The following is a 21996-nucleotide window of genomic DNA, read 5'->3' as shown; positions in this document are numbered from 1 at the left end:
ACATTTCCATACATTTGATTTTAAACAAACTCTTACAAACTAGCAATCCATTTCTCAAGATTGGATTCAGACATTACCATTTTGTCTGTGTTAAATCCAATATCAATCACATTTGTAACAGCGGCATTTTTACAAACCTTTTTAATATCCTTTAATGTATGCCCAATCCATCCTCCATTCGTTACAAATGGAATTATCGTCTTGCCTGACAAATCGTATTCAGATAAGAAAGTTGCAACTGCTGAGGCATAGGTATACCACCACACAAGAGTGCCTATAATAATCGTATCATAGTCTTCCAGATTTACTAGAAGAGGTTTTATTTCCGGTTTAAATCCACGGTCTACTTTCCGTTTTCCTTGTTCAACTACTGAATTATAATCACCTGTATAAGACTTTACTGGTTCAAATGTAACATTGCATATAACCACTTCTTTAGTATTTAAAACACTTAAATAGCTTTTTCCAGTAAAATACTTTACATAAGTAGTATTTTCTTCCCCTAATGTAAAATCAGATACCTTTTCCAATTCTTTTACATCCATATTTTTTCCCCTTCTTCTTTGATTAAAATATATTCTAGTCTTGCATAAGCTTCATTTATATCTTATGATAGGTATATAATAATACCTAAATCTAACTTTAGGTCAATACTTAATTTAATTTTATTGGAGGAAATTTATGAATTATTCAATTGGTGATATTTCAAAAATGCTAGACATATCCATATCAACTCTACGCTACTATGACAAAGAAGGACTTCTCCCACTTGTCAATAGAACTTCTGGTAATATAAGAATATTTAATGATACAGATGTTGAATGCTTGAAAATGATATCATGTTTAAAGAATACAGGGATGCCACTTAAGGACATCAAACAGTTTTTTGAATGGTGTGAAGAAGGCGATTCTACCATTGAGCAGCGATATGAGCTATTCCTTCATCAGAAGAAAAAAACGGAAAAGCAAATTGCACTCTTACAAAATGCGCTTCACCGTATCAATTATAAATGCGAATTCTACAGAATATCAAAGAAAAGGGGAACTACTGAAGTTCCCGGTTTACAGGAAGAACTGGCTATGAAATTTCTGAATAAAGATACAGAAAAGTGAGGCTATATAAGTCTCACTTTTTTACTTATTTTTTTAAAATTAGTGCAACAAACTCTATATCTTCAGTTCCTGTGTTTTTAACTCCATGACCACTGCCATCTTCACAAAAAGTAACATCTCCTGCCTTAACAGGAATTTCATCTTTATTATCCTGATACATTCCCTTTCCTGACAAAAAGTAATATGTTTCAGTCTCATCATGATGCTCATGATATCCAATTTCGCAGTCTGGTTTCAAAGTAATCTTTGAAAATAATTTACAGTGTTCTCCCAAGTATTCAAGAGTCAATAAACTTTCTTTTAAAATATATCCATTTCCTCCATTGACATTGTCTTGTCTAATAATTTCTCTTTTTTCATTATTAATCATTTTTTCATCCTCCATAAATTTTTTAGTATTAAAATATTTCTTAAGAATTTGCTTTTTTAAAATCGGTATCTTGAGGCATACAATTTTCATTTATATGTTTCATTTCTAAGAATATAAAAATTCCAGTTATAAGGGCAGATAAAATATCTGCAATAGGCGGAGTCATCCATACACCTTCAGTCCCCCAAAAGCGCGGCAATACTAGTAATAGAGGAATCAATACCAGCAGTTGTCTTGATAGTCCAAGGATTGTAGATTGAATTGGCTTTCCAACTGCTTGAAAATATTGAGAAGCAACAATTTGAAAACCCGCTACAGGAAACATAAGGAAAAACATTGACATTGCATGGGCAGTTAGTTTATTCAATTTTACATTATTGTTAGAAAACATACCAGCAATTTGAGTTGGCCATAAGTGTACCACTGCAGTACTGAATGTGGCAATTACTATACCTACAATTATGGCTTTCTTCAAAGTTTCTTTTACTCTATCAAATTGCTGGGCACCATAATTAAAACCGATAATAGGTTGAGCTCCCTGACTAACACCAAGTATGGGCATAAACATTAAAGTAGCTATACTACCAACAATGCCCATAGCTGATAGTGCTATGTCTCCACCATAAGTCATTAATGATTTATTTAAAATAACGTTTTGAAGACTGTTAGCCAATTGCATTGAAAAAGGTGCAAAACCAATACACATAATACTAATGACCAAGTTTTTCTGCAATTTGAGATTTTTTATTCGTATTTTGAGGAAACTAGCTTTCGATTGAAAATAACTTAAGACCCAAATGGCTGAGAATGTTTGGCCACAAACTGTTGCCAGTGCAGATCCTTTAATTCCAATGCCTAGCCTCATAACAAAAATATAATTAAGGACTATATTAATTGCTGTTCCAATTACTTGTGTATACATGGACATTCTAGGATTACCTTCAGCTCTAATAAAATTAACCATTCCCATACTCAGAGAACCCACCCATGATGCTAACATTATAATATGTGTAAATTCTTTGGCATAAGGCAAAACCTCGGCACTAGCTCCAAAAAAAGTCAAAATAGAATTACTAAAAAGAAAATAAATAATGCTAATACACAGAGGCAGTAAGATCAACAAAAATATAGCATTCCCCATAATCTTTTCAGCTTCCTCTGGCTTCTTTTCCCCCAAACGAATAGATATAAGTGAGGTAGCACCAACACCAATTAGTACAGATACTGCCATAAGAATAAGCATAATCGGAAAAGCTACAGTTGTAGCTGCAATTGCAATTGAACCAACTCCTCGTCCTACAAATATTCGGTCAATAATATTATACAGAGAATTTATCAGCATGGCGATTACTGCTGGCCATGAGAATTTCCACAACAAATTATTAATTTTTCCGTTTCTAAGTTCATTTATATTGTCCATTTCTAATTCACCTTCCTAATTTTTTTACATAAACAGGGTTCTTGGCATCAGATGGAGTTTTGACTCCACCTGATGCTTAGACCGCGTTATCCAGGGACGTAGCTGCTCTTTGCTCCCACTTGGAGAAGGAGCATTAGAGCAGGTAGTCATCGGATAGATTATTCAATTATAGTTTTCACAGAAGAAAGATTTATCTTTACCGTTGTTCCAACACCAACCTTCGAGGTAATGGTTATTGTGTGTGAAAGTTTATCTAATATCTTTTTACAAAGATAAAGCCCTATTCCCGTTGCCTTTTTATCAGCACGTCCATTATATCCAGTAAAACCTTTTTCAAATACCCTTGGCAAATCTTCCTCTGCAATGCCTACTCCTGTATCTTCAATTACAAGCACCTTTCTAGAAGCTTCCTCCATATATATTGATATTTTACCGCTGCTTGTATATTTTAATGCATTCCATAGTATTTGTTCAATTACAAATACCAGCCACTTTTCATCTGTCAGCACAGTACAATCCATTTCTTTTAAATCAAGGGCTATATTTTTCTTAACAAATACATGTGCATACTTTCTTATAACTTGTTTTATAATCTGAAGTAAACTATAGTTTTTAAGCACCAGATCTGATGAGGCACTATCAATCTTTAAGTATCCCAGCACCATTTCAACATACTGCTCAATTTTAAAGGCCTGCCCTAGTAATTCCTTGTTTTGTTCACTATATTCGCTTTGCAGTATTAATCTCATTGCTGCAATAGGTGTTTTAATTTGATGTGCCCATAGGGTATAATAATCTATCATTTCCGACTGCTTAATATCTGTTTTTGAAATTAGTTCCGTACTTTGTCTATAAAGTGTCTGCAAAACATTCTGATAGTCAGCTTCAATTAAATTATTAGCTGCCGGCAACTTATCTAACCCTATATTTATCTTTTTCTCAATAATACAAAGTTCATTATGCTTTTTATAGCACTTAATAAAATCGTAAATAATAAAAAGGAAAGCTACAATTGATGATAAAAAGAAGGCATACAAAACTGGCTCAAGCTGCAGTGAATATAATGAAAATACTACAGCAAAGATTCCAATAAAAATGCCGTACATTATTATTGCTTTTTTATGACCTTTAACATAACATAATAAAAGCTGTAAAAAAGATTTTTCTTTCATATTATTCCACCATATATCCAATTCCTTTTTTTGTCTTAATAAAGTCACAAATACCAGCATCTGAAAGTTTTTTTCTAAGACGGGTTATATTAACAGTTAAAGTATTATCATCTATATAGCTGTCACTTTCCCAAAGCCTTGTCATAATAACATCTCTTGGAACTACTTTTTCAACATTCTCAAGCAAAATTTGAAGTATCTTAAATTCATTTTTTGTAAGTTCAATTTTTTTATTTTCATATTCGATAGCAGCACTGCTTAAATTTAGCACTACACCATTATGCTCAATTATATCCATCTTTCCGCCAAAAGAATATGTTCTTCTTAACAATGCCTGCACCTTTGCCACAAGAATATTTAAATCAAAAGGTTTGGGAATAAAATCATCACCACCCATATTTACGGCCATAATGATATTCATATTATCGGACATAGAAGAGATAAAAATAATAGGTACCCTTGATATCCTGCGAATTTCACTGCACCAATGATATCCATTGAAGAATGGTAGGGATATATCCAAAAGTACAAGATGTGGCTCAAACTTAATGAATTCTGCAGTAATGTCTTTGAAATCAGTTATAAATTCAGTTTCATAATTCCATCCACTGAGATAATTTTTCATTGACTTTGCAATTGCCATATCGTCTTCAACAATTAAAATTTTATACATATCCTACTCCCTGTACTTTTATAAATTTCCTTTTTTATTATACAATAAATCTCTATTATTTTCATATTATTTCATCTGATTTAAATATCATATTATGAGACAATGAATATAAATAGTAAAATAATACTTTATTTATCTCTTTTTCATAAAATATTCTCTTAGGAAATCAGGAAAATATGTAACCATACTATATATGAAGGGAACAGTAACTTTATAACGAGCATTAATTCGTTTTTTCAAAATTATATTACTAATAGCTTGTGCTGCTTCTTTAGGATCAGCTTGTTTTTGCTTTTTTCTATATTTATCATCTGATTTATAAAAATGTGAATAACAAGATTGGGAATTTCCCATAAGATCCCCTGAATTATCCACTAATGTATTAAAAAAATGGGTTTTCATGGGACCTGGCTCAATGACAGTGGTCTGAATATTATAGCTGTGTAATTCTAAACGCAGTGTGTCACTTAATGCCTCAACTGCAAATTTTGATGCACAATAAACCCCATTGATGGATTGAACAAATTTTCCTGAAATGGAACCAATATTTATAATCTTACCAGATTGCTTTTTACGCATTTCTGGAATAACCTCCTGAACCATGTTAATTATACCAAATACATTTACATCAAACATACTTTTAGAACTATTTACATCAATTTCTTCTAAAGCTCCTCTAAGTGAATAACCTGCGTTATTTATAAGAATATCAATTTTATGAAATTTTGATATAACTTGATTTATTGTGCTGTGAATAGATTCTTTTTTGGTAACATCTAGCGGTAATTTTAAGAATGCAGATAAATCCTTTAAGGCTTCCACATTTCTTGCTGTTGCAACAACCGTACATCCTTTATGAGATAATATATTACAAAGCTCTCTCCCAATTCCTGTAGAGCATCCAGTAATTAAAACAACTATTTCATTTTTCATAACAATTAACCTCCAGTAATAAAACTTAGGTACATAATAAATCATCTGGAGATTTATTGCATTATCATTTGTTAATATTTAATTTTCTTCTTATTCTGCTAAGAGATACAGGAGTTATTCCTAAATAGTATGCAATATGACACTGCTTAACACGTTCTTCCAAACTAGGGTATGTATCAAGAAATTGTTTATAACGTTTTACACTGTCTAATAATTTAAAACTAATTGCATGCTCTTCTTTTATAACAAGTACCTTATCAATCATTTTCTTGTAGAATAAAAGTAATTGATAATTTCCTTCTACTATTTTTTCAAAATCAGAAATCTTGACTACAAGAATTTCACTATCTTCTAGTGCTTGTATACAGTACATAGATTCTTTTTGAGATAGATATGCTGCATAAGAAAATAATATATCCCCTTCTGAATAAAAATATTTTGTTACATCATTGCCTGATTTATCAATATAATAAGAACGAAAGACACCTTTAATAATAAAACCTATTTCAGTAGATTTTTCACCTTCCTGTAAAAAGAACATATCCTTTTTTAATGCCTTAATCCTAGAAATATTCCTCAGTAAAGCAATATTTTTCTCATCAAGAAAAATACCATTACTTTTTAAAAGATTCATCCATAAAATATCATTTACACTTTTATTCATGTGAAAAGCTCTCCTCTTTTAAATATTCATTTACTTAAAGCATAGCATAAATTATAAAATTTACATAGAATCTATAAAGCATTAAATTTCTTGAATATCTAAAATCATAATTATATAATAAAAACTTTATATTTACTTATTTACATGGATACCTTCATATAAAACTAGTATCGCTGCTGCCGTAAGCAGCATACCCATAAGAGCAGGCGCAGCATGTCCAAGTGCTACATATATTTGACCGCCAATGATAGGTCCAATCATTCTTGCTAAAGCTTGAATAGATTGGCTGCCTCCTTGAATCCTTCCTTGTTCACTAGAAGCAACAGATTTTGAAAGCATCCCATTGAACGAAGGACCAAATATGGAATCACCGAAACCAAATATAAACATTCCAGCAATAAAAATAGGATAAAATGAGAACAAAGCTGATGCTGCAATAAAACCGTAGCCTATAATCTCTGAAGCCATTCCAAGAACTGCTATCTGTTTATCACTGAGTTTTATCAAAAGCTTTGGCATTATTAAGCTTTGTGAAATGATATCTTGAAATCCCATAATTGAAAACATAAGTCCAATTATTGCAGGTTTCCAATTGAAGGTATCCATTGTAAATTGTGAAAAAACTGCCTGTAAAGACCCGTTAGGTATCCAAAGTAAAAATGCTGATACAAGCAGTCTTTTTAAGTTTTTTATAGAAAGTATGTTTACGAGCTGTGTAAATGGGTTAAGTCTTACAAAGGTAATCTCTTTCAGCCTATTATTCTTATCAAGACTCTCAGGCATAAAAAAGAATCCATAAACAACATTCAATATAGTTATTATTGCTCCAAAATACATTGGGACAGAATAACCAAACTTAGCAAGTAATCCACCTAAAGTTGGTCCAATAACAGTACCTACGCCTACAACTGCACTGGCCCATCCAAAGTATTTGGTTCTCTGATCTGGAGGAATGATATCTGCAAAGTATGCTAAAATAGTGCTTATGTCCCCACCTGTTACCCCATCTATTATACGTCCAGCAAATAGTATCCATAACGCTCCTCCTATACCAAAAACTAAGTACCCCACTGATGAACCCAAAAGGCATATTAAGAGCACTGGGCGGCGACCATATTTGTCACTGAAAGCTCCAAGTACTGGAGCTGCAAAAAATACGCAAATTGCATAAACAGAGGTAAGCAGCGTAACAACTATAGCTTGATCTCCAGGATTGCTTATATAAGGCTTAACTAAGAATGGAATCACAGGTGCTGCGATAGTGAAGCCTAACCCGCAAAGAAACATAGATATAATACCGAATATTAAAGCCTTTTTATCTATGGTCTGTTCTGTGTTCAATTCTTTGTATGATCTAAATATTGACATTTAAATTCTCCCTCCAAAAATTATATTTTTTGTTTCCTTGGCAACATAATCATTCTATCATTTTATTGTTTCCCTGTCAACAATAAAATAAAGCTATATGAAATCGCTGATATTCCAGCATTTTCATACAGCTCTGCTTTAAATTATTTTTTGATACAATCACACTATTGAAAATCATTTTGATCTTTTATGTCTAGACCTTGTTTCTTTATTTCTGCATCCAAGTGCCTACTATACTTTTCCATGAAGTTAAGCATCATATCTAATTGTTCCTCAGTTACCTGCTCAAATACAGATTTATCTCGCTCTTGAAACTCTTTGTGCAATTCCTCATGGACTTTATAAGTTTCCTGCCCCTGTTTAGTAAGCCTAAAATAAATTTCCTTCTTATTATCTGGCCTCTGATAGCTTTCAATTGCCCCTTTTTTTATGAGCTTCTTGGTTATTTTACTTATAGCACCCCTAGTCATATAAAAGGCTTCAGCAAGTTTTGTCACGTTAGAATCTTCATTTTCTCCAATATATTCGATACAATGCACTTCAGAAGACGTATATTCTTTAAGACTAGCTTCCATCTTAAACTTATTAAGTGAAACCATTTTATTATATACATCACTAAAACCCTTTATGATATGTTCCGCTTTATTCCTGTTCATGGTTTGTCCTCCCATCTGTTGACACATTAACAATATTATATTAAACTTTTGTTTCTATTTCAACAATATTCAAATCCATCTATTTTTAAGCAATTTACCATTTTAACTGTTAAAATTAGTTGCTCACGCAGATTTGGGGAAAAAAACTTTTTATCATAACTTTACTTCAAAAGAAGATGTGCTAGAATCCTATCTCAAAAATTTATTGCTTCACAATATTTTTAAAAGTATTGACCCTAACATTATGTCATAGTGTAATATATAATCAAGGGTTAAAAATACTAATAAAATTCATGCCGGCAGAGTATTAGGCAGTATTAAAGCTCTAAAATCAAAGTTTGAGGTGAAGTTATGAGAACAGTAAAACAGGTTTCTAATTTAACAGGAATAAGTGTGCGTATGCTGCACCACTACGATAAAATTGGATTATTAAAACCAACTAAATTGACAGAAGCAGGTTATAGGCTTTATGACGATGAAGCTCTTGAAACTCTGCAGCAGATTTTATTTTTTAAGGAACTTGATTTACCACTAAAGGAAATTAGAGAAATCATAACAAGTCCTCACTTCGATAAGATGGAAGCTCTAAAAAATCATAAGAAACTAATCATTTTAAAACGAGATAGATTAAATGGTTTGATAGAGCTTATAAATAAAACCTTAAAAGGAGCGAATACAATGAGTTTTAAAGAATTTGATATGAGTGAATATTATAATGTATTAGAAGAATTCAAGAAAGAAAATAAAGATAGAGTAATTAAAAACTGGGGTAGTATAGATAAATTTGATGAAATGATTGAAACAATGAAAGCTAATGAAGCTGAAATTGCTAAAAGCGCTATAAAGCAATATGGAAGTATTGAAAGATATGTTGAGGCTGCAAAGAAAAATCTCAACAATAGTGTTATGCAGAATATAGCAGAACAATATGATAAATTTAAAAAAGACTGCTTGGAAAAGAAGCACCCAAAATTAGAAGAACTATATAAAAAGCTTGTATCTGACCTAAGCAAAGCTCCTTCTTCAAAGGAAATCCAGCAAATTGCTGAAGAAATAACAAATACAGCTAAGAAAGATTATGAAATTTTTAAAGGTGATAAGGGAAACGATCGGTGGTACTATATGTCAAAGAGTTATTTACTAAATCCTGAGTGGATAGAAGACTTCGATAAAAAATATGGCAGTGGTGCGTGCAAATTCATTGGAGAAGCTCTAAAATTTTATTTAAAAGATTATCAACCTAAACTGGAGAAACTATATGAAAAGCTTGCATCTGATTTAAGCAAAGATCCTTCTTCAAACGAGATTCAAAAAATTGTTTCTGAAATTGCAGATACATACAAAAAACAGCATAAAGCTTTAAACGTAGATGTGGGAGATAACTTTTTGGGAACTATGGCTGATCTTTATTCAAAGCCTGCATATATCAAAGTCTTTGATGAGAAACACAAAAGTGGTTCCTCTAAATTTATTGGAGAGGCCCTAAAATTTTATTGTGAAAATAGTAAGTAGTGAATTTATCAAATGGGTATGGGATATACAGAAATATCCTATGCCCATTATTTTAGCCCTTTAAACAAGGTTTCATTCTAATTACACTTATTTCCATAGTTCAAAGATTATGCAGCAAGAGATGGTGAATTTACACCATCGCCAACCATTATAACTTTATTTCTATAATCTTATTTATCCTGCTTTCAGAGTTTAGCTTTTTAACTTAAAATATAATTGAACCTTTAAACAATTCAATTATATTTTAAACTTTAATATAAGATTGTTTAAATGCCCAACACTCTCTTCTAAATTATCCATTTCGTTTTTCACATTATTGGCGTTATTTTCTATTTTTGATATCTTATCTACAACTTCACTTGTTACTACTGCACCTTCATTAGTTATTTCTGCTATTTCATTTATTGACTCTGATACAGTTTTCATTGATGTTAAAAGTTGCTTTGAAGTTGAACTTAGATCTGATACTAGATTGTTAACATATACTGCATCCTTATCATAATTTTCTCCAACTATAACTGTGTCATCATAACTACTTAAGACCTTTGTCTCAATATATATCAATGTTTTTGTAGAAATATTCACAAGATTATTTACAGCTTCAGATGTTCTATCAATCGCATTCTGTATCTCATTTACAGTCATTTTTGAATTTTCTGCTAGTTTTCTTATTTCTTCAGCTACAACAGCAAAACCTTTTCCTGCTTCTCCTGCCCTTGCAGATTCTATACTCGCATTTAAAGCCAACAAATTAGTTTGAGAAGATATATCTGAAATTACACCAGTTAATGTTTTAATTTTTTCAGTCTCTTTTATTTTCTCCAATGCTTCACTCATCATGTTTCTAATTTTTAAGCATGTTTCATTTGCTTCATTTTTAAGCTTAATAGAATTTTCTTTCAAAGTAACTGCTTTAGTACTTATCTTGCCAGCTGACACAGCTCCATCCTCTGCTTTATCAGCTATATTTTCTACTGATCTTTCTATTTCTCCTGAAACAATATTTATTTCTTCCGTTGATGATGCTGTTTCTTCAACATCTGCAGATAACTCCCCAATTATTTTAGATATTTCTTGTATTTTTAAATTCAAAGAATATAAATCTTCATTTACAGCATCAGTACTACCATGAACCTTCTTAGCTTCTAAAACAACTCCTCTCACAAAACTTTTAACTTGTGACGACATTTCATTTAACGTATCCGCCAACAAACCAATTTCATCCCTGGAATTCAATTTAATTTCCTGCATATTAATTTGTCCATTTTTATCTTTTTTAAAAGCTTTTACCAATTTAACAATAGGATCAGATATTTTTTTGCTTAGAACTACGGAAATTAAGAAAACCATAAGTAATGAAACAACGATAAAAGCTACTGCAGTATTAATATTCCTATATAAATTATTTCTAAGTTCTTCATTTTTTGAATCAATAACTGAATTAATATCATCAACATAATTTCCAGTGCTTATAATCCAATTCCAAGGCTTAAACAATTTGGAATATACTCTTTTAGGAACCAATTTATTAGTTCCAGTTTTCTGCGGCTTATTCCACATAAAATTTGTATATCCGGAATTTTTATCATCTCTTGCTGCACTTATAATTTCTTTCATCAATTCAGTACCATTTGAATCTTTAACATTAATTCGATTTGTTCCTTCTTCTTTGGGCTGCATAGGATGTGCCACAAGTATTCCATTTGTATCATCAATCCAAAAATATCCATTTTTATTGTATCTCAAATTCTTAATAGCTTTTTTTGCTTCTTCTTGTGCTTCTTCTTGACTTAATTTTCCTTCTTTATATAAATCATAATATGTATTCAAAACACTCTCAGCTGTTTCTACTTCATTTTTTATCATTTTATTATAGTCATCAAACAATGTGGTGCGTAGAGTTGATATTTCACTTTTATCCACTTGGATAAGATTATTTATATTATATACTCCAGCAAGTATAATAAATAATGAAGAAGTAATCAAAAATGTTAGTAAAATTTTATGTCTTATTTTTTTCATGTCAACACCTCTTTCACATATAAATTGATATAATAACGTTATACTGATAATGAATATCATTATCAGTATAACGTTATTATATACCTCTTTTTATAATATTTCAATGATTCTTAACCAAAATTTTCTTTTACTATATGCAGTCAATATATTCTTTATATCAATTCATTTTTAAGTTCACCGCTTCATTTAATATAATAAAATCAACAAGTCAATATAACTCCCCTTACTTGACAATAAAAAATAGCTGCTCTATACTTAGTAAGTACTTACTAAGTAATAAACATTTAGATTACAGGAGGATAAAATTGAAAAGTAATTCAAAATCAAGGATGAGCCGTGAAGAAAGAGCAGAACAAATTGTAAGCATTGGAAAAGAACTTATGTTAAAAAAGGGCTATAGTTTTACCGCCAAAGATATTGCAAATGCTATTGGAATTAGTGAAACTATGATATACTGCATTTTCCCTAATAAGAAGAAAATAATTGAAGCTATATATTCTAAAATTTTCACTTCAGTAGAAATTTTAGGAATTCCCAAAGAAGCAAGTGAAAATTATCGAAATGAACTCATAGATTATTTTATATTCTTCTATAAAAATGTTACCGAAAGAAACATGTTAGAGTTTCATTATCTCTATGCTATGGATAAATCCGGAAACAGACCAGATCTTTCTCTACTTGAAAAATCAGCTCCAAATTTAAATGGTCCTCTAGAAAACTATATAATTTCAGGTATAAATAAAGGTTACTTCAGAAAAGTTAATACAGAATCTGCAGCAGAATTCATATATAGTGCTTTTTTCAATTTTGTTTTTTTTCATGAACTCTTTTTAAGAGAAAAACTTTCTGATGAGGAACTAAAGTGTAAAATTAGTACGTTTATAGACCTTTTCATAAATGGAATAAATAAAATTTAATTAGGAGATGTTTAATTTGAAAAAAATATTGTTTACACCAGGAATAGCCTCTATTGAAGCTTTGGGTAGTATAACCAGATTAATTGCTATAGCAGACGAAATTAAAAAAAAGCAGCAAGACTGCAGCATACTATTTAGAGCTGCAGGAAGAGAAGCGGACTATGCCGCAGCCTGCGGATATAAGGTTATACAAGGATATAAGCCACCTATACCAAAATTATGGCAGCAAAAAAATTATAATACTGTTAAAGAAAGTTCACACGCACATAAATTTTCTATTAGCAGCTTATGTGATGTAATAAGATTTAAAGGCCTTATTTCCAAGGAATATGTACAAAATACCTTTAAAGAAGAAATGACACTAGTGCAAAATTTTAAGCCAGATCTAATATTCGGAGAATTTGAAACTGTGATGCCTATAGTTGCAAAGAAAATGGACATACCATATTTTTGTACTGGCGGTACTCCAGGTAAAACAGATTTCTGTTATTTTGGATTTTCTAATAAAGCTGATGAAATATATGCTGAATATTATAATGAGCTTCTAAAAACTTTAAATTTAAAAACTATCAAAAATATATGTGAGCTTAATCAAGATTATAATTCCAATAAAATTTTTGTTCCAAGCATACCTGAGCTTGAGGATTTAAAAGACAGTTCAAAATATATATTTTTAGGCTCAATAATACCTAAAAATTTTATAAAATCCAACTTCAATTTTGAAAAAAAGCGTCCATTAATATATGTGTATTTAAGTGCAGGAGCAATAACTCCAGATATGTACCAAAAAATAATTTTAGATACTTTCCTAGGTTCAGAATTCGATGTTATAGTTACAGCAGGAGGAAACCCTAGATTTAAGGATAGTATAAACTCTAATACTGGAAATGTACACTTTATGAATATGGTTCCATCAGACAAAGTCCTAAAAATAGCAAATATTGCTATTCATCATGGTGGTCAAAATACAACAGTACAATGCATTGAAAATGAAGTACCTGCAATTATTTTTCCTGGGAAACATTTTGAACGCTACTTTAATGCTGAGAAGGCTTCTGAAATAGGTTGTGCATTAAATCCTGGTATATATAATTTCAATAAAGAATTTCTTTTAAAAATGTGTACAAAAATTATTAAAGATAATACATTTAAACAAAATCTTAAAATATATTCAGATAAAATAAAAAGCTTGGGAGGTGCAGCTAAAGCTGCAGATTTTATATTAAATTATTAAATTCATATTATCAAACGAGGCTGCTTTTTCAAAAATCACATCTTATAAGACGTATAATTGCGCTGCAATTTTGCTATAAAAATCATTTTTTCAGCAGCCTTCATAAAACTGAGTCAAAACATCACATAAATTTTAAAATTGCCAGGAAGCAGATCTTAATTACACTTCAGCCATATGCTTATATATCTTACCTTTTTTAACTAATTTACTAGGTTTCCCCTGTTCAGCAACAATGCCATCCTTCAATACTACAATTTTGTGGGCACCTGCTACTGTTCTCATTCTATGTGCAATAATAAGTACTGTCTTATTTTGAATAAGCCTTGACAGTGCTTCCTGTATCATAGTTTCATTTTCAACATCCAGTGAAGCTGTTGCTTCATCTAACAATATAATTGGTGCATCCTTTAGAAATGCTCTAGCAATAAATATCCTTTGTCGTTCACCACCAGAAAGTTCAGAACCATTTTCACCAATCATTGTATTCCAGCCTTCTGTCAGCTTTCCTACGAATTCATCACAATGTGCAAATTTTGCAGCCTGTATAACTTCTTCATCTGTTGCATTTTTTCGTCCAATGCGATAGCCAATTGGAGAAAAACAATTATCACCTACTTTGTACAATAAGCCACCCATCTGAAAAATTCTCCTATATTTTTAAAAGAAACTATATTACACAATAATTCTGTCAGCTTACCAAACTTCCTATAAAACAAATTAAATGCTAGAAATGGAATCCACTGCTTTTTAGACTTTGGTAATCTTTTCACTATATTTTTAAACGTATACACCTCTTTATATATCCATAAATAGCCCTTGTATAATTCTTCTGCTGTCATATTCTTAGGTTTATATACCACATGTGCAGTATTATAATTTGACAAATTAAAATCTACAATTCTATTTTCCTCCATTAATGATGAATATAACTTTGTACCAGGATATGGGGTAAGTATATGTGAAGTCACAGTTTCTATCTTATTTTTAACTATCCATTCCAATGTATTCTTAAATACAGAAACATCATCTTCATCTAATCCGAAAACAAAACTTGCATTTATCATTATTCCCCTTTTATGGATTTCCTCTACGAGCTTCTCATATCGCTTTACACTATTTTGTACCTTGTGAACACTATCTATTGACTTACTATTTATGCTTTCAAAACCTATAAATAGACTTTGACAACCAGCTGCCTTCATTTCATCTAATAATTCAGTCATGTCTACTATATTGGAAGTAACCGCTGCGTTCCACTTTAGCTTAAGTGGTTTTATTTCCTTCAATAATTTTTTTGTCCATTTAGGATTTCCAATAAAATTATCATCAATAAACATTATATGCCTTGTTTTTAATGCATTTATATCTCTAATTACATCATCTATAGGTCTATTAATATAAGTTTTAAGTACACTTTTGCAACTATTATAGCAGAAATCACATTCAAAAGGACATCCTCTGCTTGTACTAATTATATTAGTATATAAATACTTTTTATTATCAATACTGGAATAGTCAGGTGATACTATTTCTTTCCCAGCAATGTTTTCCATATCATAATATATCTTCTTAAGTGAATTATTTTCTTTATCTTCAAGGATTTTTACCCAAACTCTCTCAGCCATTCCTACAGATATTGCATCAAAACTATTAATAACACTCTCTGGATCTGCTGTAATATGTATGCCACCTGCAATTACTGTAACATTGCGATTTTGAAACTTCTTTGAAATTTCCACTGCCCTATTCATAACATCTACAGTAACAGTTATTGCTACTAAATCTACAGGTTCATCAAAATCTATCTTTTCAACATTTTCATTCTCAATAATAACTTCATGCTCTTTTGGAGTGAGATTTGCTATTGTAAGTAATGCTAATGAAGGAGCCATCCTAGTTTTTAACTTTGTATCCATAGGCCTTGGCAGCATTTTCGGTTGAATTAATTTAATCTTCATACATTATCTCCTTAAACAAATTTTATTCAATATTTAACTAATCTACTTGCAGTACAGAGCATTCCATTTATCCATCATTTCTGTATTCTAAAATATCACCTGGTTGGCATCCCAAAGCTTTACATATTCCTTCTAAAGTTGAAAATCGAATAGCTTTTGCCTTTCCATTCTTTAGTATAGAGAGATTTGCCATAGTTATTCCAACTTTCTCTGAAAGTTCAGTTACGCTCATTTTTCTTTTAGCTAACATCACATCTACATTAATTATAATGGCCATATATCACCTCAAACTGTTAAGTCATTTTCTGATTTTATATTTATAGCTTCTTTTAAAAGCTTTTGAAGAACGGCAGCAAAAACTGCAATCACAATGGATGCAAAAGTAAAAATAATTGGAAATGCTACAAGACCTGGTGCATCATCTGCATCTGCTATGGGAAATAAGAGTGGTATTAGTGCTGCATACAAAATACTAATTGTAATTGCACAATATTTTATATACTTTAAAGCATTTACAGATAACTCTGAGAAAGCTTTGTTCTTGTCAATATAGCTTAAAAGTTTTAATGCCTGATACAGAGCAAAGAAAAACGATATTGCTGTGGTATACACACCTGCTAAAATGGGATAAGACAAATAATTTACAAATCCAGGTAACCAAAATATGCACAAAGCAAGAACTGGACTTCCAATAAAAATAACAGCTATCTTTAAAAAAATTGTTGATTCTAGTTTCATAAAAAGCACCTCACTTTTAATTCTTGTGTATAAGATAACATGCTTTTTATTGTTTTTCAATAAAAACTTATTGATTTCCGCTATGTATTTATTGTTGTATTTGAGATAACTAAACTACACATCAATTATTTTACAGTAAATAGGAGCAGTTCTGATTTATACAAAAATGTTTTATATAAATTTAGATTTAGAGGTACAATTCCTACATTCTATTTTACTTCTGAAACTACAATTAAATTCATAAAGACCATGTTTAAAACTATAGGAAAAATTTCTATACCACAAAATGCAAAATATATTTTTAAAATTTGGACTTTCAATTGTAAAGACTCCATTTGTGCAAAGGTATATTCCCGAAAAGATAAAAAATATGTAAATGCAGATATGCTTAAAAATCTTTCAAGTTGCATTGATATTTTAAATGAGTACAAAGATTTAAAGATTGTAGGCGTTCAGTCAAAGGACGTCAATCATATTAGTAACCGATACAGGCATGGCAATTTTAATAATTTGTTTAGGGATTTTAGCCTTATCTAACAATTTAAATATATATATACTATTCCTTCTTCAAATATTTATTTCTATTATGGACAGCATTTTCCTAGCATCATCTACAGCAATCCTTCCAGAACTGGCGGGTGAAGAAAAACTTATGAGAGCCTACATCCATCAGAGGTGGAAGTGATACAATTTCAATGATTATAGGACCTTCTATCGGAGGTATAATATGCCGAACTCTTTGGAATTCAAACAGTATTTTATTTAAATGGACTGTCACTTATAATATCTGCAATTTGTTCATTTCTCATAACTTATAAGAATATAACCTATGAATGTCAACCTTCAAAGGATGGTTCCAATTGAAATGAGGACACGGTTCTTTTCCATAATAGGGGTTTTCTGCCTGGGAGCTGTTCCATTTGGATCATTAATTTGCAGATTTGTTTTAAGCAAATTTGCTTACCAATATGTACTTTTTATTGTAGTTACAATATTTTTGATTGCAACTTTAATTTTTATGGCAAGAGCAGTGCCCAAAGTATATGAACCAAATGCATTAAAAGTTCAAATATAGGGTTTCTAGAGGAATGGGTATAGATTTGTGAAAGAACCAAATCTATACCCATTATTTTTCTATAACATATTTTGCAATCATCATCTTAGACAATAAATTTATACATTTAGTATCAATTGAGTAGGTTTATATCCTTTAAGAATTAGCCGCCTTATTTTTTTCTTTATTAAATCATATCTATTAAAAATCACTTTAGCATTTTCTACATCATGGTAAACCTTCCAATAGCCTATCATTTTACATTTTATACTAGGACAATCTACAAACGTTATTACATCTTCTATAGGATATCCTAGAAATACGCCTATCTCGTGTGGACATATTTTCTGAAACCTTTTACTTAAATGGCATAAACATTGGTTAAGATCCATTTCATTTGTATATCCAAATCTATTTAGAAAATCTATATTTTTTTGACACTTTATACTTGTCTCCAACATTTTATCGTTATAGAATAATACTGTTATATTTTTTTATTCCTTCTCAATTCAAAAAAACTAATCCTTAAATTTTCTTTTATTCTATCCTTATATTTTTCCCATATTAAATTTAGCTTTCTTCCATTATCACTAAATATAATAAGGGAGGCTATTTTTTGTCTTTTTAAAGTTGGAGCACAATGGCATATTATCACATACAATAAGTATTCAAAATCATTATACTCATTAATTATATTAAAAAATTTATTTACCTGTTCTCTACTCATAAATAACCTCCCCTATATTTAAAAATTTTTATTTTTCTGCTAATGCCTCGCCTAGTTTTTCACATTTTTCTAGTCCATCATCATCCGGTTCTTCATTTATTATAAGGCTTTCTTCTACGAGATTTGCTCCGTACTCCTTCATCTGATCTTCCCAGTTAGTCATCCAATCTCCGCTACCCCAACCATATGAACCAAATAGAACAATATCTTTATCTTTAATATCATGTAAAATAGATTTTATAAATGGTTCCATTTCATTTTCTTCAAGCTGTTCATCACCCATTGCAGGGCATCCAAAGGCAACAATATCTGCACCTGACACATCTTCTACACTTGCTTCGCCTACACCAACAAGTTTAACATCTACATTTTCACTTTTGGCTCCTTCTCGTATTGCTTTTGCCATAGTCTCAGTATTTCCTGTACCACTCCAATAAATAATTGATATTTTTTTCATAACTTAATCCTCCTTATAATCAGTTTTATTTGTTGACTATCATTATCAATATAAAAGCAATTTTTATCCAGCAACTACTGCTTTTCCCTTCTCCGTAAGCTTCCACAAATCTATGCTTATATTGTCTTTACCACTGCAGCAACTTTTTTTCTTTTTTGAATCGCAGCATCCACAATCACAACCTGATGAAGCATTCATATTATCTCGCTTTATATATCCAAGTCTTTCAAGCTGCGATATCATTTGCTCAACCAGGCCTTCATCTATTCCAAGTTCTTTAGCCATAATTTTATTTGAATACAGTCCTCCTTTTGAAAGTCTCTTCAAAATTTTCATAATCATAAAAATCATCCTTTCGTATTTCTTTTTAATGATATTAATATTCATTCTCATTAAAAGTGTAATTTAAACAAATCCCATCAATCTTCCTACCTGGTATACTATTACTGCACATATCCATCCAATTGCACAAGTATACCCTACTGCTGCCCATGTCCATTTACTTGAATTTGTTTCACTTTTTACTGCTCCTATAGTTGCAACACATGGTACATATAAAAGGCACATTACCATAAATGACATTGCTGTAAGCGGTGTAAAAGTATTTTGTATTGCATGGAAGAGATGTACTCCTTCCTCTACTCCATAAATTGTTCCAAAAGTACCAACAACGGCTTCTTTAGCTGCAAATCCTGTAATAAGTGCAACTCCTGCCTGCCATGTTCCAAAACCTGCCGGTTTAAATATAGGAGCTATTAATGATCCTAATCTTGCTAATATAGTTTTGTCTTGTGGTGCACCTGCTGGTAAATTAGTAAGAATCCAAACAACTATACATACAACTAAAATAACGGTTCCTGCCTTCTTTAAAAAGTGACTTGATTTTTCCCACATATGAATTAAAATTCCTTTAAGAGTTGGTATACGATATGGAGGTAATTCCATAACAAAATATGAATTTTCACCTTTAAATACTTTTGAACTAAAAAATTTCCCCATCAATATTGCAACTGCAATACCTAAAGCATAGAGTATAAATACAATAAGTCCGCCTTCACTAAATATACCTACTGTTTTGTTTGCAAAGAATGCTCCAATAAATAATCCATAAATTTCAAGCCTTGCCGGACATGAAATGAAAGGACTTATTAAAATAGCTATCATTCTATCCTTCTTGTTTTCAAGAGTTCTTGCCGACATTATTCCTGCAACATTACAACCTGATCCAATTATAAGTGATACTGCTGTTTTACCATGGAGCCCAACTGCATGCATGAGCCTGTCCATTACATAAGCAGCTCTTGCCATATATCCGCTGTCTTCCAGAAGGGATATTAAGAAAAACATTATCAAAATCATAGGCATAAATCCAAGTACTGAACCAACACCACCAAAAATACCATCTCTAACAAAATCGCCCAAAAGTCCAGGTGCCCCTATATGTTGAAGTCCAAAATCCACGCTAGCTCCAAGCTTACCTATCCAGTCATTTACTAAATCAGCAAGTGGGCCATTACCAAGACCTATTGAAATCTGATAAACACCAAACATTATAAGTGCAAATATAGGTATTCCAAGCCATTTATTGGTAATTACTTTATCTATTTTATCCGAAACAGTTTCTTTAACAACTGTATTTTTCTTTACACTATCTTTAACAACACTGCTTATCTTTTCATACCTTTTGTCAATTATAAAAGCATCCGGCTCATAGCCAATAGACTTAGTAATTTTTTCTATACTATTTTGAACCTGTTTCTTTATTGCATTTGTTTTTACTTTCTCACCCACATATTTATTTATATATTCATCATTTTCTATAAGCTTTAATGCCGTCCAGAAAGATGGATATTCAAGAGCTGCAGCTGCTTCTGAAAAAGCAAGTTCTATTTTTCCTGTTTCTCTTTCTACTTCAGCACCATAATCAATTTTATATAAATTATACTCTTTTAAATCTCCAAGCTTAACAGCTTCACTTATTAACCCATTTATTCCCTGACCTTTAGTTGCTACTGTTGGAACTGCTGGTATTCCAATAGCACTGGATAATTTTTTCGCATCGATTTTTATATCTTTATTTTTAGCTTCATCCATCATATTAAGTGCTAAAACTACTTTAGCTCCAGTTTCAAGAATCTGCATCGTAAGATATAAATTTCTTTCAAGATTACAGGAATCTACTACATTAATAACCACATCAGGTTTTTCTTTAAGTATAAAATCACGAGCTACAACTTCATCCTCTGAATATGCCCCTAAACTATACGTTCCTGGCAAATCAACTACTGTTATATCTCTACCTTGAAATTTTAATTTTCCCTCTTTTTTCTCAACTGTAACACCCGGCCAATTCCCTACATGCTGTCTTGAGCCTGTAAGTTCATTAAATAAACTAGTTTTACCGCAGTTAGGATTGCCCGCTAAAGCAATAACCAAATTTTTATTCATCATCAAGCCTCCAATATATTAACTTTAAACTTCTCTAACCATAACTTTTTGTGCCATTGAACGCCCAAGTACAAGCCTGGTTTCACCAAGTTTTACTACCAAATGTCCTATGTCATTATTCATTATTTTAATTATAGTTCCTTTACTAAGTCCCATTTCCATAAGCTTCTTGCACATAATTTCACTGCCAACTACATCTTTTATTTCGGCGCTTCTCCCCATTGAAACAGCATTTAACGGCATATTGCTTTCAATCATATGAATCACCTCCTAACAAATTTTTTATACTAGCTCTACTAAAATATCTTTTGCTTCATTTTTTCTTAAACTTAAGCTGTATCCTCTAACCTGAAGTTCTATTGGATCACCCATGGGTGCTTTTCCTGCTACAACAATTTCAGTCCCTCTTACAATACCCATGTCCATAATTTTTTTTCTTACTTTACTTTCAGGTAATATTTGAACTACCTTAACTCTTGATTTAATTTTGACTTCATTAAGTCCTATACTATTGGCCATAATATCACTCTCCTAAAAATAGTACAATTTTTATGTACAAT

General features: G+C 31.1%; 26 protein-coding genes and 1 pseudogene. 6 read left to right on the top strand and 21 right to left on the bottom strand.

Annotated features, from left to right (window positions below; genetic code table 11):
- Positions 1–32: 32 nt before the first annotated feature.
- On the bottom strand, positions 33–545 hold the full coding sequence (locus CLJU_RS06975) for a flavodoxin (RefSeq protein ID WP_013238087.1): 513 nt from the start codon (positions 543–545) through the stop codon (positions 33–35).
- Positions 546–681: 136 nt separating this feature from the next.
- Here CLJU_RS06975 and CLJU_RS06970 point away from each other — a divergent pair, with 136 nt between their 5' ends.
- The gene (locus CLJU_RS06970; protein ID WP_013238086.1) at positions 682–1113 is read left to right on the top strand and encodes a MerR family transcriptional regulator; all 432 of its coding nucleotides are present in this window, start codon (positions 682–684) and stop codon (positions 1111–1113) included.
- A gap of 25 nt (positions 1114–1138) precedes the next feature.
- On the opposite strand, the gene CLJU_RS06965 is transcribed toward CLJU_RS06970, so the two are convergent.
- The 8 genes from CLJU_RS06965 to CLJU_RS06930 form a co-directional block, all read right to left on the bottom strand.
- The gene (locus tag CLJU_RS06965; protein ID WP_013238085.1) at positions 1139–1483 is read right to left on the bottom strand and encodes a cupin domain-containing protein; all 345 of its coding nucleotides are present in this window, start codon (positions 1481–1483) and stop codon (positions 1139–1141) included.
- A 40-nt stretch (positions 1484–1523) separates the two neighbouring features.
- Positions 1524–2903 (bottom strand): MATE family efflux transporter, encoded by a 1380-nt coding sequence (locus tag CLJU_RS06960; protein WP_013238084.1) that lies wholly within the window; start codon positions 2901–2903, stop codon positions 1524–1526.
- 158 nt (positions 2904–3061) lie between these two features.
- Complete coding sequence (locus CLJU_RS06955) at positions 3062–4075, bottom strand: sensor histidine kinase (RefSeq protein WP_013238083.1); 1014 nt, start codon at positions 4073–4075, stop codon at positions 3062–3064.
- 1 nt (position 4076) lies between these two features.
- Positions 4077–4748 carry a response regulator transcription factor gene (locus CLJU_RS06950; RefSeq protein WP_013238082.1) on the bottom strand — a complete coding sequence of 224 codons (672 nt, stop codon included), beginning with the start codon at positions 4746–4748 and terminating at the stop codon, positions 4077–4079.
- A 132-nt stretch (positions 4749–4880) separates the two neighbouring features.
- The gene (locus CLJU_RS06945) at positions 4881–5681 is read right to left on the bottom strand and encodes an SDR family oxidoreductase (protein WP_013238081.1); all 801 of its coding nucleotides are present in this window, start codon (positions 5679–5681) and stop codon (positions 4881–4883) included.
- A gap of 64 nt (positions 5682–5745) precedes the next feature.
- Positions 5746–6345 carry a Crp/Fnr family transcriptional regulator gene (locus CLJU_RS06940; RefSeq protein ID WP_013238080.1) on the bottom strand — a complete coding sequence of 200 codons (600 nt, stop codon included), beginning with the start codon at positions 6343–6345 and terminating at the stop codon, positions 5746–5748.
- A gap of 132 nt (positions 6346–6477) precedes the next feature.
- On the bottom strand, positions 6478–7713 hold the full coding sequence (locus CLJU_RS06935) for an MFS transporter (protein WP_013238079.1): 1236 nt from the start codon (positions 7711–7713) through the stop codon (positions 6478–6480).
- 164 nt (positions 7714–7877) lie between these two features.
- Complete coding sequence (locus CLJU_RS06930) at positions 7878–8369, bottom strand: MarR family transcriptional regulator (RefSeq protein ID WP_013238078.1); 492 nt, start codon at positions 8367–8369, stop codon at positions 7878–7880.
- 106 nt (positions 8370–8475) lie between these two features.
- Between CLJU_RS06930 and CLJU_RS23325 the strand changes: the two genes are divergently transcribed.
- Positions 8476–8622, top strand: coding sequence for a TetR/AcrR family transcriptional regulator (locus tag CLJU_RS23325; protein WP_081442043.1), 147 nt, complete (start codon positions 8476–8478; stop codon positions 8620–8622).
- A 98-nt stretch (positions 8623–8720) separates the two neighbouring features.
- A complete protein-coding gene (locus tag CLJU_RS06925; protein WP_013238077.1) occupies positions 8721–9881 on the top strand; it encodes a MerR family transcriptional regulator in 1161 nt (386 codons plus the stop codon).
- Between the two features lie 237 nt (positions 9882–10118).
- Here CLJU_RS06925 and CLJU_RS06920 read toward each other — a convergent pair whose 3' ends face one another.
- Positions 10119–11903, bottom strand: a complete 1785-nt coding sequence (locus CLJU_RS06920; RefSeq protein WP_013238076.1) for a methyl-accepting chemotaxis protein — start codon at positions 11901–11903, stop codon at positions 10119–10121.
- Positions 11904–12208: 305 nt separating this feature from the next.
- Between CLJU_RS06920 and CLJU_RS06915 the strand changes: the two genes are divergently transcribed.
- Positions 12209–12820 carry a TetR/AcrR family transcriptional regulator gene (locus CLJU_RS06915; protein WP_013238075.1) on the top strand — a complete coding sequence of 204 codons (612 nt, stop codon included), beginning with the start codon at positions 12209–12211 and terminating at the stop codon, positions 12818–12820.
- Between the two features lie 16 nt (positions 12821–12836).
- On the top strand, positions 12837–14054 hold the full coding sequence (locus tag CLJU_RS06910; RefSeq protein ID WP_013238074.1) for a nucleotide disphospho-sugar-binding domain-containing protein: 1218 nt from the start codon (positions 12837–12839) through the stop codon (positions 14052–14054).
- A 159-nt stretch (positions 14055–14213) separates the two neighbouring features.
- Here the strand turns inward: CLJU_RS06910 and CLJU_RS06905 are convergent.
- The 4 genes and pseudogenes from CLJU_RS06905 to CLJU_RS06890 form a co-directional block, all read right to left on the bottom strand.
- Positions 14214–14636, bottom strand: a pseudogene (locus CLJU_RS06905) (ATP-binding cassette domain-containing protein); the annotation flags it as partial.
- A 29-nt stretch (positions 14637–14665) separates the two neighbouring features.
- A complete protein-coding gene (locus tag CLJU_RS06900; protein ID WP_013238072.1) occupies positions 14666–16012 on the bottom strand; it encodes a B12-binding domain-containing radical SAM protein in 1347 nt (448 codons plus the stop codon).
- Between the two features lie 67 nt (positions 16013–16079).
- Positions 16080–16289, bottom strand: coding sequence for a helix-turn-helix domain-containing protein (locus CLJU_RS06895; RefSeq protein ID WP_013238071.1), 210 nt, complete (start codon positions 16287–16289; stop codon positions 16080–16082).
- Between the two features lie 8 nt (positions 16290–16297).
- Positions 16298–16750, bottom strand: a complete 453-nt coding sequence (locus CLJU_RS06890) for a DUF2975 domain-containing protein (RefSeq protein WP_013238070.1) — start codon at positions 16748–16750, stop codon at positions 16298–16300.
- Between the two features lie 829 nt (positions 16751–17579).
- On the opposite strand from CLJU_RS06890, the gene CLJU_RS06885 reads away from it, so the two are divergent.
- On the top strand, positions 17580–17825 hold the full coding sequence (locus tag CLJU_RS06885) for a hypothetical protein (RefSeq protein ID WP_013238067.1): 246 nt from the start codon (positions 17580–17582) through the stop codon (positions 17823–17825).
- Between the two features lie 98 nt (positions 17826–17923).
- Here the strand turns inward: CLJU_RS06885 and CLJU_RS22870 are convergent, their stop codons facing one another.
- The 7 genes from CLJU_RS22870 to CLJU_RS06855 all read right to left on the bottom strand — a co-directional run bounded on the left by CLJU_RS22870 (position 17924) and on the right by CLJU_RS06855 (position 21955).
- Complete coding sequence (locus tag CLJU_RS22870; protein WP_013238066.1) at positions 17924–18265, bottom strand: DUF3793 family protein; 342 nt, start codon at positions 18263–18265, stop codon at positions 17924–17926.
- Between the two features lie 23 nt (positions 18266–18288).
- A complete protein-coding gene (locus CLJU_RS22865) occupies positions 18289–18531 on the bottom strand; it encodes a Protein of unknown function DUF3793 (protein WP_023163174.1) in 243 nt (80 codons plus the stop codon).
- Between the two features lie 28 nt (positions 18532–18559).
- Positions 18560–18988, bottom strand: a complete 429-nt coding sequence (locus CLJU_RS06875; protein WP_013238065.1) for a flavodoxin — start codon at positions 18986–18988, stop codon at positions 18560–18562.
- 63 nt (positions 18989–19051) lie between these two features.
- Positions 19052–19330, bottom strand: coding sequence for a winged helix-turn-helix transcriptional regulator (locus tag CLJU_RS06870; protein WP_013238064.1), 279 nt, complete (start codon positions 19328–19330; stop codon positions 19052–19054).
- Between the two features lie 63 nt (positions 19331–19393).
- On the bottom strand, positions 19394–21439 hold the full coding sequence (gene feoB / locus CLJU_RS06865; protein ID WP_013238063.1) for a ferrous iron transport protein B: 2046 nt from the start codon (positions 21437–21439) through the stop codon (positions 19394–19396).
- A gap of 21 nt (positions 21440–21460) precedes the next feature.
- Positions 21461–21694, bottom strand: a complete 234-nt coding sequence (locus CLJU_RS06860; RefSeq protein WP_013238062.1) for a FeoA family protein — start codon at positions 21692–21694, stop codon at positions 21461–21463.
- Positions 21695–21718: 24 nt separating this feature from the next.
- Positions 21719–21955, bottom strand: a complete 237-nt coding sequence (locus CLJU_RS06855) for a FeoA family protein (protein ID WP_013238061.1) — start codon at positions 21953–21955, stop codon at positions 21719–21721.
- Between the last annotated feature and the right edge of the window lie 41 nt (positions 21956–21996).

This window comes from Clostridium ljungdahlii DSM 13528, from assembly GCF_000143685.1.
In the GTDB taxonomy this organism is placed as follows: domain Bacteria; phylum Bacillota; class Clostridia; order Clostridiales; family Clostridiaceae; genus Clostridium_B; species Clostridium_B ljungdahlii.
The sequence above is the reverse complement of the archived record's forward strand: the minus strand, read 5'-3'. Positions and strand labels throughout refer to the sequence as shown.

What these genes read in the sequence shown, in the direction of transcription:
- CLJU_RS06895 (WP_013238071.1), bottom strand. Translation starts at nt 16,289, where the DNA reads ATGGCCATTATAATTAATGTAGATGTGATGTTAGCTAAAAGAAAAATG.
- CLJU_RS06975 (WP_013238087.1), bottom strand. Translation starts at nt 545, where the DNA reads ATGGATGTAAAAGAATTGGAAAAGGTATCTGATTTTACATTAGGGGAA.
- CLJU_RS06965 (WP_013238085.1), bottom strand. Translation starts at nt 1,483, where the DNA reads ATGATTAATAATGAAAAAAGAGAAATTATTAGACAAGACAATGTCAAT.
- CLJU_RS22870 (WP_013238066.1), bottom strand. Translation starts at nt 18,265, where the DNA reads ATGTTGGAGACAAGTATAAAGTGTCAAAAAAATATAGATTTTCTAAAT.
- CLJU_RS06945 (WP_013238081.1), bottom strand. Translation starts at nt 5,681, where the DNA reads ATGAAAAATGAAATAGTTGTTTTAATTACTGGATGCTCTACAGGAATT.
- CLJU_RS06930 (WP_013238078.1), bottom strand. Translation starts at nt 8,369, where the DNA reads ATGAACAGGAATAAAGCGGAACATATCATAAAGGGTTTTAGTGATGTA.
- CLJU_RS06935 (WP_013238079.1), bottom strand. Translation starts at nt 7,713, where the DNA reads ATGTCAATATTTAGATCATACAAAGAATTGAACACAGAACAGACCATA.
- CLJU_RS06890 (WP_013238070.1), bottom strand. Translation starts at nt 16,750, where the DNA reads ATGAAACTAGAATCAACAATTTTTTTAAAGATAGCTGTTATTTTTATT.
- CLJU_RS06960 (WP_013238084.1), bottom strand. Translation starts at nt 2,903, where the DNA reads ATGGACAATATAAATGAACTTAGAAACGGAAAAATTAATAATTTGTTG.
- CLJU_RS06870 (WP_013238064.1), bottom strand. Translation starts at nt 19,330, where the DNA reads ATGATTATGAAAATTTTGAAGAGACTTTCAAAAGGAGGACTGTATTCA.
- CLJU_RS06920 (WP_013238076.1), bottom strand. Translation starts at nt 11,903, where the DNA reads ATGAAAAAAATAAGACATAAAATTTTACTAACATTTTTGATTACTTCT.
- CLJU_RS06875 (WP_013238065.1), bottom strand. Translation starts at nt 18,988, where the DNA reads ATGAAAAAAATATCAATTATTTATTGGAGTGGTACAGGAAATACTGAG.
- CLJU_RS06900 (WP_013238072.1), bottom strand. Translation starts at nt 16,012, where the DNA reads ATGAAGATTAAATTAATTCAACCGAAAATGCTGCCAAGGCCTATGGAT.
- CLJU_RS06955 (WP_013238083.1), bottom strand. Translation starts at nt 4,075, where the DNA reads ATGAAAGAAAAATCTTTTTTACAGCTTTTATTATGTTATGTTAAAGGT.
- CLJU_RS06925 (WP_013238077.1), top strand. Translation starts at nt 8,721, where the DNA reads ATGAGAACAGTAAAACAGGTTTCTAATTTAACAGGAATAAGTGTGCGT.
- CLJU_RS06855 (WP_013238061.1), bottom strand. Translation starts at nt 21,955, where the DNA reads ATGGCCAATAGTATAGGACTTAATGAAGTCAAAATTAAATCAAGAGTT.
- CLJU_RS06950 (WP_013238082.1), bottom strand. Translation starts at nt 4,748, where the DNA reads ATGTATAAAATTTTAATTGTTGAAGACGATATGGCAATTGCAAAGTCA.
- feoB (WP_013238063.1), bottom strand. Translation starts at nt 21,439, where the DNA reads ATGATGAATAAAAATTTGGTTATTGCTTTAGCGGGCAATCCTAACTGC.
- CLJU_RS06940 (WP_013238080.1), bottom strand. Translation starts at nt 6,345, where the DNA reads ATGAATAAAAGTGTAAATGATATTTTATGGATGAATCTTTTAAAAAGT.
- CLJU_RS06970 (WP_013238086.1), top strand. Translation starts at nt 682, where the DNA reads ATGAATTATTCAATTGGTGATATTTCAAAAATGCTAGACATATCCATA.
- CLJU_RS06860 (WP_013238062.1), bottom strand. Translation starts at nt 21,694, where the DNA reads ATGATTGAAAGCAATATGCCGTTAAATGCTGTTTCAATGGGGAGAAGC.
- CLJU_RS22865 (WP_023163174.1), bottom strand. Translation starts at nt 18,531, where the DNA reads ATGAGTAGAGAACAGGTAAATAAATTTTTTAATATAATTAATGAGTAT.
- CLJU_RS06885 (WP_013238067.1), top strand. Translation starts at nt 17,580, where the DNA reads ATGAATGTCAACCTTCAAAGGATGGTTCCAATTGAAATGAGGACACGG.